This is a genomic window from Dactylosporangium sp. CS-047395 (assembly GCF_050942185.1).
In the GTDB taxonomy this organism is placed as follows: domain Bacteria; phylum Actinomycetota; class Actinomycetes; order Mycobacteriales; family Micromonosporaceae; genus Dactylosporangium.
Genome location: NZ_CP192015.1, coordinates 9,052,297 through 9,067,245, shown reverse-complemented (window position 1 = coordinate 9,067,245; position 14,949 = coordinate 9,052,297). Strand labels below are relative to the sequence as shown.

Sequence of the window (14,949 nt, the reverse complement as noted above, 5' to 3'; positions counted from 1 at the left end):
GCGACTGGGCAGGGTTCATGCCGCACGGTAGCGGCAAGGCTCCGTCCGGTCGCCGGCCCGGCAGCCGCCCGCGGCACCGCAACATCAACCCGCGCTGGCGGGGCACCACCGACGGCTGGGCGTTCCTGGTCGCCGCGGCGGTGCTGGGAATGCTGGCCGTGAGCGGCTGGTATACGGCCAGCGGCGCCAACGCGGTCGCGCAGATGCTGGCTCGGTAACAGGTCCGTTCCGCCGTGGCGCGCGCCCGTGGCGGTCAGCGATACTCTGCCGGGCAACTGCACATCTGCCAGGACCAGAAGGACGCGCTGCATGGAGCCGGAGAACGGCCAGGACCAGGTCAACGGGTCGCCACCGCCGAAGCCGAAGAGCCGACGCGGCTGGATGTCGGACTCGCCGCTGGACGGCGGCTCGGGCTGGCCCACGTCGGCGTACGCCATCGTGCCGCGCCAGCCGACCCCGGCCGCGGAAAAGCCGCCCGCCGAGCCGCCGGTTGATCCGCCGGTCGAGCCGGTGGTCGAGGAATCGGCGCCGGAGCCCGCGCCTTCGCGGAAGGGTCGCATCGGCCTGCTCGTCATCGGGCTCATCGTGCTGGTGGTCGCCGCCGTCGGTGCGGTGCTGGCGACTCGCGACAAATCGGACAACAAGAGCCTCACGGACTCGGCCACCACCGCGGCACCGGACCCGACGACCCAGCAACCGGCGCTCCCGGTCATCGTCGAAAGTGCCAGTGCCAGCGTTGGTACCACCAGTGCCGGCGCCCCCGCCGCCGGTCCCACCAGCGGCGATCCAAGTGCGGGCGCGAGCCCGAGCGGCACCGGGACGGTTCCCGCCGCGCCGCCGAGCACCGGCATCCTGCGCACCGGAACGGCCCAGTTCGTGGTGCTGGCCGGTCAGCCCGACGACGCCTTCGACTTCGACAGCGGCAGCAAGCAGGCCACCGGGGCCGACGCCACCGCGGGCGCGATCGGCATCACGGCCGCCAACGGCGCGAAGTTCGCGGTCCTGCTCACCGCCGACACCCCGTCGCTGGCCGCCTGCACCGCGGTGCCGGAGAGCCGCTGGGTCAGTCAGGTCGTGATCGGCAGCCTGGTGCCGGGAGCGCGGGTGTGCGTGCGCACCAGCGAGAACCGCTACGCCTGGTTCATGACCCGGGCGGGCGAGCTCGTCACCGGTGCGCTGTACACGTCGAATGTGGACTTCGTCGTTTACAAGAAGGACGGGGATTAGGCCCTGTCCTGTCGATGATGTCGAGCCGAGACGGAGTCCAGATTTCGTCTGCGTGCGCCCCGTGGAGGCCTGATTACCGGTGTTGTAACCCGGTCTTCGCGGGGTGTGCGCAGGCGGAATCTGGGCCCGTCGCAGGCCGGCATGATCGGCGGGACAGGGACTAAACCTCGACGTCGGTGAAGTGTTCCACCGTGGGGGCTCCGTCGAAGTACGGCCCGATGAGTCCCCGCCACGTCCCGAACCGGTCCGTCGCCCGGAAGTTGTCGAGGTGGGCGTCGACCGAGTCCCACTCCACGAGCAGGACGAACCGCGACGCGCGCTCGATGCCGCGGGTCATGCGCACCGAGCGGCAGCCCGGTGTGGTGGCCAGCACCTCGTGGGCCTTGCGGTACGCGGCGGCGAACTCGTCCTCGCGGCCTTCAAGCACGTCGATCAGTGCGACTTCCAGAACCATCCAGCTAGGGTAGACCGTGCTCGACTGGCTCACTTCTGCGGCATTCCATGCCTTCGGCGCCCCGACCACCTGGGCTGAGCTGCTGGGATTCGCCAGCGGACTGCTCTGCGTCTATCTCGTGGTGCGCCAGCACATCGCGAACTGGCCGGTCGGGATCACCAACAATCTCCTGTTCATCGTCGCCTTCTGGCACGTCGGGCTCTTCGGTGACGCCTGGCTGCAGGTCGTCTTCGTGATCGTGGGCGGCTACGGCTGGTGGTGCTGGAGCACCGGCCGCCGGCTGCAGCGCGTCCGCACCACGACCCGGGCCGAGTGGCGGTGGCTCGCGATCGCGGGCGTGCTGCTGACGGTGGCGCTGTGGTGGTACCTCGACCGGTTCACCGAGTCCACCGTGCCCTGGCCCGATGCCTTCACGACCGCCGTCTCGCTGCTCGCGACCTACGGCCAGACGCGCCGGCTCGTGGAGAGCTGGTGGTTCTGGATCTCCGTCGACGTCATCTACATCCCGCTGTACGGGTACAAGGATCTCTGGCTGACCGCGCTGCTGTACCTCGTCTTCCTCACGCTGTGCGTGTTCGGTCTGCGGGCGTGGCGGGCCGAGCTGCGCACCGCGCCCCAGGGGAGCCCGGCGTGGTCCACGGACTAGTCATCGGCAAGTTCTATCCGCCGCACGCCGGGCACCATCACCTCATCGACACGGCCGCACGGGCGTGCGACGAGGTGACCGTGGTCGTTGCACCGTCCACAGTGGAGTCGATCCCGCTCGAGGACCGGCTCGCGTGGCTGCGCGAGGTGCATGCCGGCGCGCCGCACGTGCGGTTCGTCGGCGTCTACGACGACACTCCGGTCGACTACGGCTCCGAGGCGGCCTGGCAGGCCCACACCGCCACGTTCCGCCGGGCCGTCGGCGGCCGGCGGGTCGACCGGGTCTTCTCCTCGGAGGCCTACGGCGAGGAGCTGGCCCGCCGTTTCGATGCCGTGCACGTCCCGGTCGACCCGGCCCGCGGCACCGTGCCCGTGTCCGGCACCGCCGTGCGCGCCGATCCGGTCGCCAACTGGGACAAGCTGGCGCCGCCGGTGCGCGCCTGGTTCGTGAAGCGGGTCGTGGTCGTCGGCGCCGAGTCGTCCGGCACCACGACGCTGGCCCGCGCCCTGGCCGCGCATCTTCGCCTGCGCGGGGGAGTGTTCGCCGGTACCACCTGGGTCGAGGAATACGGCCGCATGCTGACCTCCCTGAAGCTGGGTGCTCTGCCGCCGGGCCGGACCATGGAGGACCTCGAGTGGACCCGCGAGGACTTCGTCACCGTCACTCGCGAGCAGAACGCCTCCGAGGATGCCGCGGCCCGATCCGGTGGCCCCATTCTGCTCTGCGACACCGACAGTTTTGCGACCTCGATCTGGGAGGAGCGCTATCTGGGCAACACGTCGTCAGCGGTACGTGACGCTGCGCGACGGCCCGCGCTGTACCTCTTGACAAGCCATGAGGACGTGCCGTTCGAGGACGACGGCATGCGCGACGGCGAGCACCTGCGGGCGTGGATGACGGGCCGGTTCCGCGACGAGCTGGCCGTGCGCGGGGTGCCGTGGATCGAGCTGACCGGGCCGTACCGCGCGCGCCTGACCCGGGCCGTGCGAGCGGTCGACGATGTCCTCGCGGCGGGCTGGGATCTTGCATCGCCGCTGCTCCCGGCCGACGCGAGCAGAATTGTCGGGGGGTCCTGCTAAGTTCCGGACCATGACGATCGGCAGCAACATCACCACCTTCGCGGGACTGCCGGTCCGGCGGTTCGAGCACTCCCGCCGGGACCGCCGGGACGGTCCCGCGCGCGGCGACAAGGCGGCCTGGCGCATCGGCGACTATGACCACGACGAGCAGAAGCTCGCCGAGACGCTGGACCGGCTGCTGGCCACCGTCGGCGCGCACAACGTCACCGCGCTGGTGGTCGGGGTGTGGGGCGAGCCGATGTCCGAGCCGCCGCCGCTGCACCTGCTCGCCGCCCGGCGCGACCAGCTCACCGAGCTGCGGGCGCTGTTCATCGGCGAGATGACGTTCGAGGAGTGCGAGATCTCCTGGATCAACCAGGGGGAGTATGCGCCGCTGCTCGGAGCCTTCCCCGCCCTGGAGATCCTGCACATCCGCGGCGGCGGCGGGCTGAGCCTGGCCCCGGTGCGCCACCGCCGCCTCCGCGAGCTGCACGTGGAGGCGGGCGGGCTGCCGGCCTCGTTCATCCGCGGCTTCAACGACTCGTCGTTCCCCGCCCTCGCGGACCTGGAGCTGTGGCTGGGCACGCAGGAGTACGGCGGGGACGCGGTCGTCGACGACCTCGCGCCGATCATGAACGGAACGGAACTGCCGGCCCTGAAGCGGCTGGCGCTGCGCAACGCGGAGATCGCCGACGACGTCGCCGGCGCCGTGGCCGCCGCGCCGATCGTGGCCCGGCTGGAGCACCTGGACCTGTCGCTGGGCGCGCTGTCCGACGCCGGGGCGGAGGCGCTGCTGCTCGGCCAGCCGCTGACCCACCTGCGCTCGCTGGACCTGTCGCACCACTTCATGTCGCCCGACCTGGCCGCCCGCTTCGCCGAGGAACTGCCCGGCGTCCGCGTCGACGTCTCCGACGAGCAACCGATCGACGAGGACGGCTTCCGCTACGTCTCGGTGGCGGAGTAGCCATGATCACCGTCGTCGGGATACCGGGGAATCGGCGGGTCGAGCTGTTCCGCGCGGCCGCCGTCGCCGCGGGACTGCCCGAGCCCGCGGTCGTCGGCTGGCGGGACGTGTGCGCCGGACGGTTCGACCTGGATCCGGGGTCGCTGGTGCGGCTCGAGTCGCCGGGCGAGGACGCCGAGGTCGACCGGATGTTCCGCGGGGCCGGACGGGCGGCCGAGCATGGCGAGATCGTCGGCCTGGCCGCCTGGTACGCGGGGTTCATGGCCGCCGCCCGCCGGGTCGAGCACGCCGCCACCGGGCCGCTCACCACGCCCGTCGACGAGCTCGCGGTGCTGTTCGACAAGCGTCGCTGCCATGCCCTGCTCGGCGCGCACGGGGTGCCGGTCCCGGACGGGTTCGCCGCCCGCGGCTACGAGGAGGTCCGCGCCGCCGGCTGGCCGCGGGTCTTCGTGAAGCCCGCGCACGGCAGCTCGGCCTCCGGCGTCATCGCGTTGGCGTTCAACAGGGGGCGGGTCAGCGCGTACACCTCGGCGGCTCTTGACGGAAGCAAGCTCTACAACGAGCTGCGCGTGCACCACTACACCGACGAGCACACGGTCGCCGCGATCATCGACCGGCTCGGCGCCGACGGGCTGCACGTCGAGCGCTGGCTTCCCAAGGCCGCCCACGCGGGCAAGGTGTTCGACCTGCGGGTCGTCGTCATCGCCGGCCGGGCGAGCCACGTCGTGGCCCGCACCAGCCGCACGCCGCTGACCAACCTGCACCTGGGCAACGCCCGCGGCGACCTGGCCGGCATTCGCGCCGCAGCCGGCGAGGAGCGCTGGGCGGCCGCGATGGCCACCTGCGAGCGGGCCGCCGCCTGCTTCCCGGGCAGCCTGCACGTCGGCGTCGACCTGATGTTCGCCGCGGGTTATGGCGGGCATGCCGTCGCCGAGGTCAACGCCTTCGGCGACCTGCTGCCCGGCCTGCTCGTCGACGGCCGCGACACCTACGCCGCCGAGGTCGCGGCCCTGCGGCACTGGACGGTGACGGCATGAGATCCCCGCTGGTCGCCGCGCTCAATCGCTTGCGGTGCGACGCCGTCGCCGCTGTACACCATCGGACGGTGACGGCATGAGGTCGCTGCTGGGCACGCATGATCTGTTGTTCGTCACGCTGGACACGTTGCGGTTCGACGTGGCGGCCGAGCGGCTCGCGGCGGGCCGTACGCCGAATCTGGCCAAGGTGCTGCCGGGCGGGGTGTGGGAGCGGCGGCACACGCCGGCCTCATTCACCTATGCCGCGCACCATGCGTTCTTCGGCGGGTTCCTGCCCACGCCGGTGACGCCCGGCCCGCACGAGCGGCCGTTCGCGGCACGGTTCGCGGGCAGCACCAGCGTCGGCGCCGACACCTGGGTGTTCGACGCGCCGGACGTCGTCACCGGGCTGCGGGACGAGGGCTACCACACGGTGTGCCTCGGCGGCGTCGGCTTCTTCGCGATGACCTCGCTGCAGGGGTGCGTGCTGCCCGACCTGTTCGACGAGGCGCACTGGACGCCCGAGTTCGGCGTCACCAGCCCGGGCTGCTTCGAGGCCCAGATCGCCACCCTCGCGCGGGTGCTGCCGCCGGCCGGGCCGCTGTTCACGTTCGTCAACGTCGCCGCGCTGCACCAGCCGAACCGGCACTACCTGCCCGGCGCGGCCGAGGACTCGATGGCGTCGCACGGGGCGGCGCTGGAGTACGTGGACCGGCACCTGCCGGAGTTGCTGCGCCTGGCCACCTCCCGCGGCCGGCCGTGTCACGTGATCCTGTGCAGCGACCACGGCACCGCCTACGGCGAGGAGGGGCACACCGGGCACCGGCTCGCCCACGAGGTCGTGTGGACCGTGCCGTACGCCGAGTTCACGCTGGAGGCCGGGTCATGGTGAACCTCGGCTCGCCGTACCAGGGCTACCTGTACGCGTATCCGCACAAGACCGCCTACCGCCCGCTGGACCCGCGGCCCCGCCTCGCCGACGTGTGGCGGGGCGAGGACACGACGAGCCTCTTCCTGTACGTCCACGTGCCCTTCTGCGAAATGCGCTGCGGCTTCTGCAACCTGTTCACCCGCGCCAACCCGCCGCACGAGCAGGTCAGCGCCTATCTGGCCCAGCTCGCCCGGCAGGCGCGGCGGGTCGCCGAGGCGATCCCCGGCGCCGGGTACGCGCGGGCGGCGATCGGCGGCGGCACACCGACGTACCTGACGGCGGCCGAGCTGACCGGGCTGTTCGACCTCCTCGAGCGGACCACGGGCCTCGGCCGGGTCCCGCTGTCGGTCGAGACGTCCCCGGCCACGGCCACCCCGGACCGGCTCGCCGTCCTCGCCGAGCGGGGCGCGACCCGGGTCAGCATCGGCGTGCAGAGCTTCCTCGACGCCGAGGCCCACGCCGCCGGCCGCCCGCAGCGCCGGGCCGAGGTCGAGCGCGCCCTCGACACGATCCGCGCCGCCGGCCCGGGCGACCTCAACATCGACCTCATCTACGGCATCCCCGGCCAGACCCGCGCGACCTGGGACGAGTCGCTGGACACCGCGCTTCGCTGGAACCCCGAGGAGTTGTACCTCTATCCGCTCTACGTCCGCCCGCTCACCGGCCTCGGCCGCCGGGGCTCCGACGGGCCGGACCCGGCCTGGGACGCCCAGCGTCTGGCCCTGTACCGGCACGCGGTCCAACGGCTTGCCGACGCGGGCTACGAGCAGCTCTCGATGCGCCAGTTCCGCCGCGCCGACATCTACCCCGCTGAGGCCTCGCGCGTTGAATCTCAGCTCGTTGAGGACCGTGGGGATCTCGTCGTTGAGGGCCGCGGCGTTGAGGACCGCGGCGTTGAGGACCGCGGCGTTGAGGATCGCAGGGATCGCGGCGTTGCGGGCCGCGATGGTGAGCTGCGGCGAGGGAGGCCCGACGAGTACTGCTGCCAGGACGACGGCATGGTCGGGCTCGGGTGCGGGGCGAGGTCGTACACGAGGGAGTTGCACTACTCGTTCGACTACGCGGTGAGCGTCCGGCAGGTGCGCGGCATCCTCGACGACTACCTGGCCCGGCCGGAGTCCGACTTCGAGGTCGCCGAGGTCGGGTTCGCCCTCGACGCGCAGGAGCAGCGGCGGCGGTGGCTGCTCAAGTCGCTGTTGCGGGCCGAGGGCCTGGATCCGGCGGCGTACCGGGCGCGGTTCGGCACCGCGGTCGACGACGACTTCCCGGCGCTGGAACGGCTTCGCGTGGCCGGGTACGCCGTGGGGCACCGCCTCACCGCGGACGGGCTGGCCCACTCCGACGCGATCGGGCCGTGGCTGATCTCGGCCGATGTGCGCGCGGCGATGGCGGGACACGTGACGCGATGAGAATCCTCTATCGCGGGCCGCTCGCCAGTTGCAACTACGACTGCCCGTGCTGCCCGTTCGCGAAGCGCCGCGACCCGCCCGCATTGCTGCGGGAGGACCGGGCCGCGCTGGAGCGGTTCGTGGACTGGGTGCGGGCGGCGGAGGAACCCGTCGAGGTGCTGTTCACGCCCTGGGGTGAGGGGCTGACCCGCAGCTGGTACCGCCAAGCGCTCATCGAGCTCTCGCACCTTCCCCACGTCGAGCGGGCGGCGATCCAGACGAACCTGTCGGGGCGGCTCGGCTGGGTCGGCGAGGCGGATGCGGGGCGGTTGGCGCTTTGGTGCACGTACCATCCGGGGCAGACGAGCCGGGAGCGCTTTCTGGCCGCGTGCGCGACGCTCGCGCGCCACGGCATCCGGCACTCGGTCGGGATCGTGGGACTGCCGGAGCACTTCGCGGCGGCGGTCGAGCTGCGGGCCGCCCTCGATCCGGACGTGTACCTCTGGGTGAACGCCGCCGACGGCCACGCGTACACGCCGGCGGAGGAGGCGGCATGGACCGGGATCGATCCGCTGTTCGGCTACAGCGTTCGGCCGCACGCGTCGCTGGGGCGCCCGTGCCGGACCGGCGGCGACGTGATCTCGGTGCTGGGCGACGGGACGGTGCGCCGCTGCCACTTCGTGCCCGAGCCGCTCGGCAACCTCTACGACGGCTCGTGGACGGCGCGGCGCGGGGAGCGGCCGTGCCCCAACGACCGGTGCGACTGCCACATCGGCTACGTGCATCTGCGCACGCTCCCGCTCTACGACGTCTTCGCGGGCGGCGTCCTGGAGCGAATCCCAGCGACACCGACAACATCAGCGACACGAGTGACACCAACGACATCAGCTACACGGGTGACACAAGCGAGATCGGCGGCGCAGGCGGCCCCAACGGCACCCCCGGGCCGCGCGCAGATCCCGCTCAGCGTCGTAGGTCGTGCGCGATGACCGCGAGTCACCGCAGTGGGGTGGTGCGTGATGCATGTGAGTCGCGGCGGTGCGGCGGTGCGGCGGTGCGCGATGCATGCGAATCGCTGCGGTGAGGTCGTGCGCGATGCATGCGAATCGCTGCGGTGGGGTCGTGCGCGATGCTCGCGAGTCGCCGCAGTCGGGTCGAGCGTCGCGCGTGGCGGTCGACGAATGCGAGTCACCGGAGGTTCATCGGCCGCGCCTCTCGTCGATGCATGGAAGTCACCGCAGTGAGGTCGTGCGCGATGCATGCGAGTCACCGGGGGCGGCTCAGGGGCGGGGGTCGCGGCCGATGAACGCCAGGAGCTTCGTCTGCGCGTCGGCGTCGTCGGGGACCTCGACGCGTGGGCCGTACTGGCCGCTGGAGCGCAGCAGGTCGTCCAGCGGCAGCATGCCCTCGAGCATCGCCGCGCAGCGGGCCGGGTCCAGCCGTTCGTCCTGGCCGGTCGCGCGGGCGAGGTCCCAGCTGTGCAGGAACACGTCGGAGGTGTAGAAGGTCGCGATCGCGTCGGGGAGGGGCATCGAGCCGGTGTGCCGGTTGGTGAACGGTACGTCGGCGGAGTTGGGGTCGTCGAGGAGCGCCTGCACCGCGGCGGCGTGCGAGTCCCACGCCGCCACCGGGTCCTCGTCGATGGACGGGACCGGGGCGAGCGTGACCCCGGCGCCGGACTCGATGAAGGCGCGTAGCCATTCGACGAGGTGGCGTACCACGTCGCGGGCGACCCAGCCCTCGACGGGCGCCGGCGCGTCCCAGTCGGTGGTGCCGTGCACGAGGGCGGTGAGGTGGGCGGCGGTCGTGCGGTGTTCGGATGCGGCAGTGGTCATCGCGGACCTCCCGGAGGGCACCCGCCATACTGGACGGCATGGGTGACTTGATCGCGTTCGCGTCGCGGCGGCTGGTGGAGGACGAGTCGCTGACCCCCGGATACGTGTACCACGACCCGGAGGACGCCACGCTCCCGCCCGGTCCTGGTGGGCGCCGGGCCAGCGGCTGGAACCTGCTCGTCGGCGACGAGACGGACGAGCAGCTGGCGGACGCGAACGAGCTGCTCATGCCCGAGCTGGACTGGCTGACCGAGCGCTACCCGGCGTTCGGCAAGCTGGTGGCCGTGGGCTCCGAGGGCCGGCAGTTCGAGTGGGACGCCGACGCCGAGCAGTACACCGACGTCGGCCCCTCCACGTTTCAGGAAGACTGACCTCAGTAGTTGCCGGCGCGGCTGGCGAGCATCAGGGCGCGCACGTTCTGGACGTACTGCGGGTTGGGGTACACCCCGCCCGCGAAGTCCACGCCGCCGGTGCCCCAGTTGTAGGCCGAGATCACGGCGTTGAGCAGCTTGGCGTCGGTCATGTCGTACGTGCCGAGCTTGGGCCCGTAGTACGCGATGAGCCAGGCGAGGTAGTTCGCCCCGAGCATCACGTTCTGGTCGGGTTTAGTGCGGTCCCAGCTCGTGCCGAAACGCGTGTTGACGAACGACTGGGTGTCGGGCATGACCTGCATCACGCCGAGTCCCCCGTCACATGCCTTGATGTCGGTCTGCCAGCCGCTTTCCTGTTCGGCTACGGCGTACAACAGGCGTTGTGGCACGAGAATCTGCTCGTAGTCCGGGTCGGTCTTCGTCCCCCAGAAGTGCGTGGTCGCGGCCTTGTCGAGGTAGCCCTTGACGGTGGCCTTGGGCAGCTGGTTCGTGCCGCGGACCGGCGCGCAGGTGTTGTGCGGCGGGGCCGGCGGCGTGACCGTCTCGGTGACCTTCGGCGACGGCTTCTTCGTGACCTTCTTCGTCGGCGTCGGTGCCTTCGAGGTCGGTGGGGCGGAGGTGGTCTCCGCGACCTCGACCGGCGCCTCGGTGGTGGGCGGCGGCGCGGAGGTCGGCGCGATCGGGGTCGACCCGTCCCCGCGCTCCGCGGCGGCCGGCTTGACGTCCGGTTTACCGCCCTTGACGAGGGTCGCGCCCAGCACCCCGCACCCGATCAAAACCACCGCCACGGCCACGCTGAGCAGGACGATCCCGCCCGTTTTGCGCCGTTTTGGTGGGTCGTACGCCTCGTACTCGGAAGTGTCGTCGTCCTCATAGTGGCTCATTGCCGCCTGTACCTCCCCGTGTCCGACAGGCTAGCGGTAATCAATGGACGCGCGGGACCCCCGAAATGTTTTACCTGGGGCCTGGAACAATAGGAGGCATGCAGACCCGTTCAGATCTCCGCAACGTGGCAATCGTCGCCCACGTCGACCACGGAAAGACCACCCTCGTCGACGCGATGTTGCGGCAGTCCGGCGCCTTCCACGCCCGCGCCGAACTCACCGACCGGGTCATGGACTCGATGGACCTGGAGCGCGAGAAGGGCATCACCATTCTCGCCAAGAACACCGCGGTGCGGTACGTCCCGCAGGACGGCGATCCCGTCACGATCAACATCATCGACACCCCGGGCCACGCCGACTTCGGCGGTGAGGTCGAGCGCGGCCTGACCATGGTCGACGGGGTCGTGCTGCTGGTCGACGCGAGTGAGGGCCCGCTCCCGCAGACCCGCTTCGTGCTGCGCAAGGCGCTCAAGGCCCGGCTGCCGATCATCCTGGTGATCAACAAGGTGGACCGCCCCGACGCGCGGATCAAGGAGGTCGTGGACGAGACCTACGAGCTCTTCCTGGACCTCGACGCTGATGAGGAACAGATCGACTTCCCCATTGTGTACGCCTGTGCGCGCGACGGCATCGCTTCCACCACGCAGCCCAAGGACGGCACCGTCCCCGAGGACAGCGAGAACCTCCAGCCGCTGTTCCGCACCCTGCTCGACACCATCCCGGCGCCCGCGTACGACGAGAACGCGCCGCTGCAGGCCCACGTCACCAACCTCGACGCGTCGCCGTTCCTCGGCCGCCTGGCCCTGTGCCGGGTCCGCGAGGGGCGCATCCGCAAGGGGCAGACGGTGGCCTGGTGCCGCGAGGACGGCACGCAGACCCAGGTGCGGATCTCCGAGCTGCTGATGACCGAGGCGCTGGAGCGCAAGCCCGCCGAGGAGGCCGGGCCGGGCGACATCATCGCTGTGGCCGGCATCAACGAGATCATGATCGGCGACACGCTGGCGGACGCCGAGAACCCGATCGCGCTGCCCCGGATCACGGTCGACGAGCCGGCGATTTCGATGACCATCGGTACCAACACGTCTCCTTTGGCCGGCAAGGTCAAGGGGGCCAAGGTGACCGCGCGGCTGGTCCGCGACCGGCTGGAGCGTGAGCTGGTCGGCAACGTGTCGCTGCGGGTGCTGCCGACCGAGCGGCCCGACGCGTGGGAGGTGCAGGGCCGTGGTGAGCTGGCGCTGGCGATCCTCGTGGAGCAGATGCGGCGCGAGGGCTACGAGCTGACCGTCGGCAAGCCGCAGGTGGTCACCCGGGAGATCGACGGCAAGGTGCACGAGCCGACCGAGCGGCTGACGATCGACGCGCCGGAGGAGTACCTGGGCGCGATCACGCAGCTGCTGGCGACCCGCAAGGGCCGCATGGAACAGATGGTGAACCACGGCACCGGCTGGATTCGCATGGAGTGGCTGGTGCCGGCCCGCGGGCTGATCGGCTTCCGGACCGAGTTCCTCACCGACACCCGCGGCACGGGCATCCTGCACCACGTCTTCGAGTCCTACGAGCCGTGGTACGGCGAGCTGCGCACCCGCGCCACCGGCTCGCTCGTCGCCGACCGCTCCGGCGTCGCGACCCCGTTCGCGATGATGAACCTGCAGGAGCGCGGCTCGATGTTCGTGGAGCCGACCACCGAGGTGTACGAGGGCATGATCGTCGGTGAGAACTCGCGCGCCGACGACATGGACGTGAACATCACCAAGGAGAAGAAGCTCACGAACATGCGCTCCTCGGCCGCGGACGAGACCGAGAAGCTGATCCCGCCGCGCAAGCTGTCGCTGGAGCAGGCCCTCGAGTTCTGCCGCGAGGACGAGTGCGTGGAGATCACGCCGCAGGCGATCCGCATCCGCAAGGTCATGCTCGACCAGAAGGACCGGGAGCGCGTCGCCCGCAAGCGCGCGCACTCCTGATCATCGGCCGCTAGTGTCCTGAGTCGTTAAATCGTCGTCAGTGGGTACAGGTGTGTTATGCCGTTGCCGACAGCAGTACCGATCGTGCTTACTGATGACGAGCGAGAGCAGTTGCTAGCGTGGTCGCGTCGTCCCTCGAGTGCGCAGGCCCTGGCGTTGCGGTCGCGGGTGGTCCTTGCCTGCGCGGCTGCCGGCGGGGCCGCGAACGGGCAGATCGCCGAGGAACTCGGCGTTTCGCGTAGCACGGTGACGAAGTGGCGGAACCGGTTCGCCGGTGATCGGCTCGACGGCCTGCTGGACGAGCCGCGGCCCGGCCGGCCCCGCACGATCGCCGACGCTGATGTAGAGCGGGTGATCACCACAACCCTCGAGACGACACCGAAGGACGCCACGCACTGGTCGACCCGCTCGTTGGCTGCTGAGGTCGGTCTGTCGCAGACCGCGATCTCACGGATCTGGCGGGCGTTCGGATTGCAGCCGCACCGGCAGGACGCGTGGAAACTGTCGAAGGACCCGCTGTTCATCGACAAGGTCCGTGATGTCGTCGGGCTGTACCTCGATCCGCCGGAACGCGCCGTGGTGTTGTGCGTGGACGAGAAGTCGCAGATCCAAGCACTGGACCGCACCGCCCCGGTCCTGCCGATGCTGCCCGGCACCCCGGCCCGCGCCACCCACGACTACGTCCGGGCCGGCACCTCAAGCCTCTACGCCGCCCTCGACCTGGCCACCGGCCAGGTGATCGGCTCCCTCCATGCCCGGCACCGCGCGATCGAGTTCAAGAAGTTCCTCCAGACCCTCGACCGGCAGGTCTCGGCGGACCTGGACGTGCACGTAGTGCTGGACAACGCCTCCACCCACAAAACCCCGACCATCAAGCGCTGGCTGACCGCCCACCCGCGGTTCGTCCTGCACTTCGTCCCGACCAGCGCATCCTGGCTCAACCTCGTCGAACGCTGGTTCGGGGAACTGACCACCAAGAAACTCCAACGCGGCACTCACCGCACCGTCCGCGCCCTCAACACCGACATCCGCGCCTGGATCGAGGCCTGGAACAACAACCCAAAGCCCTATGTCTGGACCAAGACCGCCGACCAGATCCTCGAATCCATCGCCCGCTACTGCACACGCATTAACGACTCACGCCACTAGTCGGCCGGGCGGCGTGGGGCCGGTATCTCCTCCGGGGTGTACCGGCCCGACTCCAGCGACCAGTCGACGTTGCCGCGGATCCAGTGCACCAGGTCGGTGATGCCGACGACGGCGGTCGGGTCGCCCCACCAGCGGGCCTCGAGCCGGTCCCGGGCGACCTGGAACTCCACCACCCGGGCGTCGTGCTCGGCCACCGCGGCCAGCACCGCCTCCTGCAGCGGGAGCTGCTGCTCGCGCTGGAAGGAGAAGACGATGTTGTGGTGGTCGCCGACCGCGGCCTCCTTCGGCCACGAGATCAGGTCGTTGAAGATCCCGATCACGGTGCCGGCGGTACGCCGCGCGGTGCCGAAGTCCGGGTCCTCGAGCAGCCCCGCGGACAGCTCGACGCCGTGCATGGGCTCGATCAGGTCGAAGAACATGTCGGTGGCCGCGCTGTGGTGGCGCATCCGGCGGTACTCCTCCAGCAGCGGCGGCCGGTCGGCGGCCCGGTTGCCGGCCTCCCACAGCGTGCCGGCCAGATAGTCGGCGACGTGCCCGACGAACCGCTCCCGCCAGGCCTCGCTGACCCGCGGCTCGGTGCGCTTCCACACCTCGCTCAGCGCGCCCGCGAGGGGCCGGCCGAGCGCCGTGCCGAGGATCGGGGCCGGCTGCTGGTCGCGCAGCAGCCGCACGACCTCGGTGACCGCCCCGCGGGCCGGCTCCGGATCGCGCACGAGGGCCCGCTCCAGCAGGTCGTCGAGGACGAAGATGCTGATCAGCCAGGCTGTGGCCAGCCGCAGCTCCGGCTCGGCCGCGTCAGGGTGCGCGCGGCACATGAGGTTGGCGAACCGGGCCCGCGCGAACGCCGCGCGGGCCCCGGGCCGATCAAGCAGGCCGTGGCGGGTCGCCCAGTGCAGTGACCAGCGCTGCACCGCGTCCGCGTGCGGGGAGATCCGCGGCGTGAACGGGCACAGCACCGCTGGGGCCGCTGAGAGCTGGCCCCGGTGCGTCATTTCGTGCAAGATGCATCACCCGCCCGGCCGTGGTACCCCATAGTCGCGCTGATTGACGCTCAGCGCGACCCCC

General features: G+C 71.0%; 16 protein-coding genes. 12 read left to right on the top strand and 4 right to left on the bottom strand.

Annotation, left to right across the window (positions count from 1 at the left end):
* The first annotated feature begins 17 nt into the window (after positions 1-17).
* Together ACQP00_RS42350 and ACQP00_RS42345 are read left to right on the top strand one after the other, a co-directional pair.
* The gene (locus ACQP00_RS42350) at positions 18-218 is read left to right on the top strand and encodes a hypothetical protein (RefSeq protein ID WP_433207934.1); all 201 of its coding nucleotides are present in this window, start codon (positions 18-20) and stop codon (positions 216-218) included.
* A gap of 91 nt (positions 219-309) precedes the next feature.
* Positions 310-1,227, top strand: coding sequence for a hypothetical protein (locus ACQP00_RS42345; RefSeq protein ID WP_433207931.1), 918 nt, complete (start codon positions 310-312; stop codon positions 1,225-1,227).
* A gap of 160 nt (positions 1,228-1,387) precedes the next feature.
* Here ACQP00_RS42345 and ACQP00_RS42340 read toward each other — a convergent pair whose 3' ends face one another.
* Positions 1,388-1,681 (bottom strand): antibiotic biosynthesis monooxygenase family protein, encoded by a 294-nt coding sequence (locus tag ACQP00_RS42340; protein WP_433207928.1) that lies wholly within the window; start codon positions 1,679-1,681, stop codon positions 1,388-1,390.
* A gap of 16 nt (positions 1,682-1,697) precedes the next feature.
* Between ACQP00_RS42340 and pnuC the strand changes: the two genes are divergently transcribed.
* The 7 genes from pnuC (at position 1,698) to ACQP00_RS42305 (ending at position 8,673) form a co-directional block, all read left to right on the top strand.
* A complete protein-coding gene (pnuC, locus tag ACQP00_RS42335) occupies positions 1,698-2,327 on the top strand; it encodes a nicotinamide riboside transporter PnuC (protein ID WP_433207925.1) in 630 nt (209 codons plus the stop codon).
* Positions 2,312-3,406: an AAA family ATPase gene (locus ACQP00_RS42330; RefSeq protein ID WP_433207922.1), complete on the top strand. Its 1,095-nt coding sequence runs from the start codon at positions 2,312-2,314 to the stop codon at positions 3,404-3,406. Before pnuC ends, ACQP00_RS42330 begins: the two co-directional genes overlap by 16 nt.
* Before the next feature lie 10 nt (positions 3,407-3,416).
* A complete protein-coding gene (locus ACQP00_RS42325; protein ID WP_433207919.1) occupies positions 3,417-4,349 on the top strand; it encodes an STM4015 family protein in 933 nt (310 codons plus the stop codon).
* 2 nt (positions 4,350-4,351) lie between these two features.
* Entirely contained in the window at positions 4,352-5,386 is a 1,035-nt protein-coding gene (locus ACQP00_RS42320) for an STM4014 family protein (protein ID WP_433207916.1), read from the top strand.
* A gap of 76 nt (positions 5,387-5,462) precedes the next feature.
* Positions 5,463-6,257: an STM4013/SEN3800 family hydrolase gene (locus ACQP00_RS42315; RefSeq protein ID WP_433207913.1), complete on the top strand. Its 795-nt coding sequence runs from the start codon at positions 5,463-5,465 to the stop codon at positions 6,255-6,257.
* Positions 6,251-7,705, top strand: a complete 1,455-nt coding sequence (locus tag ACQP00_RS42310) for an STM4012 family radical SAM protein (RefSeq protein ID WP_433207910.1) — start codon at positions 6,251-6,253, stop codon at positions 7,703-7,705. The genes ACQP00_RS42315 and ACQP00_RS42310 overlap by 7 nt, the downstream gene beginning before the upstream one ends.
* Complete coding sequence (locus ACQP00_RS42305) at positions 7,702-8,673, top strand: STM4011 family radical SAM protein (protein ID WP_433207907.1); 972 nt, start codon at positions 7,702-7,704, stop codon at positions 8,671-8,673. The genes ACQP00_RS42310 and ACQP00_RS42305 overlap by 4 nt, the downstream gene beginning before the upstream one ends.
* 291 nt (positions 8,674-8,964) lie before the next feature.
* Here the strand turns inward: ACQP00_RS42305 and ACQP00_RS42300 are convergent, their stop codons facing one another.
* Positions 8,965-9,519 carry a TIGR03086 family metal-binding protein gene (locus tag ACQP00_RS42300; RefSeq protein ID WP_433207904.1) on the bottom strand — a complete coding sequence of 185 codons (555 nt, stop codon included), beginning with the start codon at positions 9,517-9,519 and terminating at the stop codon, positions 8,965-8,967.
* A 38-nt stretch (positions 9,520-9,557) separates the two neighbouring features.
* Between ACQP00_RS42300 and ACQP00_RS42295 the strand changes: the two genes are divergently transcribed.
* Positions 9,558-9,890: a hypothetical protein gene (locus ACQP00_RS42295; protein WP_433207901.1), complete on the top strand. Its 333-nt coding sequence runs from the start codon at positions 9,558-9,560 to the stop codon at positions 9,888-9,890.
* A gap of 2 nt (positions 9,891-9,892) precedes the next feature.
* Here ACQP00_RS42295 and ACQP00_RS42290 read toward each other — a convergent pair whose 3' ends face one another.
* Complete coding sequence (locus ACQP00_RS42290) at positions 9,893-10,774, bottom strand: transglycosylase SLT domain-containing protein (RefSeq protein ID WP_433207898.1); 882 nt, start codon at positions 10,772-10,774, stop codon at positions 9,893-9,895.
* Between the two features lie 98 nt (positions 10,775-10,872).
* On the opposite strand from ACQP00_RS42290, the gene typA reads away from it, so the two are divergent.
* Complete coding sequence (gene typA / locus ACQP00_RS42285) at positions 10,873-12,735, top strand: translational GTPase TypA (protein WP_433207895.1); 1,863 nt, start codon at positions 10,873-10,875, stop codon at positions 12,733-12,735.
* A gap of 57 nt (positions 12,736-12,792) precedes the next feature.
* Positions 12,793-13,884 carry an IS630 family transposase gene (locus ACQP00_RS42280; RefSeq protein ID WP_433207892.1) on the top strand — a complete coding sequence of 364 codons (1,092 nt, stop codon included), beginning with the start codon at positions 12,793-12,795 and terminating at the stop codon, positions 13,882-13,884.
* Here the strand turns inward: ACQP00_RS42280 and ACQP00_RS42275 are convergent.
* Positions 13,881-14,876, bottom strand: a complete 996-nt coding sequence (locus tag ACQP00_RS42275) for a terpene synthase family protein (RefSeq protein WP_433207889.1) — start codon at positions 14,874-14,876, stop codon at positions 13,881-13,883. The genes ACQP00_RS42280 and ACQP00_RS42275 overlap by 4 nt on opposite strands.
* Positions 14,877-14,949 lie beyond the last annotated feature (73 nt).

Excerpts from the sequence above, each read along its gene's own strand:
- ACQP00_RS42350 (WP_433207934.1), top strand. The coding sequence starts at position 18 with ATGCCGCACGGTAGCGGCAAGGCTCCGTCCGGTCGCCGGCCCGGCAGC.
- ACQP00_RS42345 (WP_433207931.1), top strand. The coding sequence starts at position 310 with ATGGAGCCGGAGAACGGCCAGGACCAGGTCAACGGGTCGCCACCGCCG.
- ACQP00_RS42340 (WP_433207928.1), bottom strand. The coding sequence starts at position 1,681 with ATGGTTCTGGAAGTCGCACTGATCGACGTGCTTGAAGGCCGCGAGGAC.
- ACQP00_RS42325 (WP_433207919.1), top strand. The coding sequence starts at position 3,417 with ATGACGATCGGCAGCAACATCACCACCTTCGCGGGACTGCCGGTCCGG.
- ACQP00_RS42320 (WP_433207916.1), top strand. The coding sequence starts at position 4,352 with ATGATCACCGTCGTCGGGATACCGGGGAATCGGCGGGTCGAGCTGTTC.
- ACQP00_RS42315 (WP_433207913.1), top strand. The coding sequence starts at position 5,463 with ATGAGGTCGCTGCTGGGCACGCATGATCTGTTGTTCGTCACGCTGGAC.
- ACQP00_RS42310 (WP_433207910.1), top strand. The coding sequence starts at position 6,251 with ATGGTGAACCTCGGCTCGCCGTACCAGGGCTACCTGTACGCGTATCCG.
- ACQP00_RS42305 (WP_433207907.1), top strand. The coding sequence starts at position 7,702 with ATGAGAATCCTCTATCGCGGGCCGCTCGCCAGTTGCAACTACGACTGC.
- ACQP00_RS42300 (WP_433207904.1), bottom strand. The coding sequence starts at position 9,519 with ATGACCACTGCCGCATCCGAACACCGCACGACCGCCGCCCACCTCACC.
- ACQP00_RS42295 (WP_433207901.1), top strand. The coding sequence starts at position 9,558 with ATGGGTGACTTGATCGCGTTCGCGTCGCGGCGGCTGGTGGAGGACGAG.
- ACQP00_RS42290 (WP_433207898.1), bottom strand. The coding sequence starts at position 10,774 with ATGAGCCACTATGAGGACGACGACACTTCCGAGTACGAGGCGTACGAC.
- typA (WP_433207895.1), top strand. The coding sequence starts at position 10,873 with ATGCAGACCCGTTCAGATCTCCGCAACGTGGCAATCGTCGCCCACGTC.
- ACQP00_RS42280 (WP_433207892.1), top strand. The coding sequence starts at position 12,793 with ATGCCGTTGCCGACAGCAGTACCGATCGTGCTTACTGATGACGAGCGA.
- ACQP00_RS42275 (WP_433207889.1), bottom strand. The coding sequence starts at position 14,876 with ATGACGCACCGGGGCCAGCTCTCAGCGGCCCCAGCGGTGCTGTGCCCG.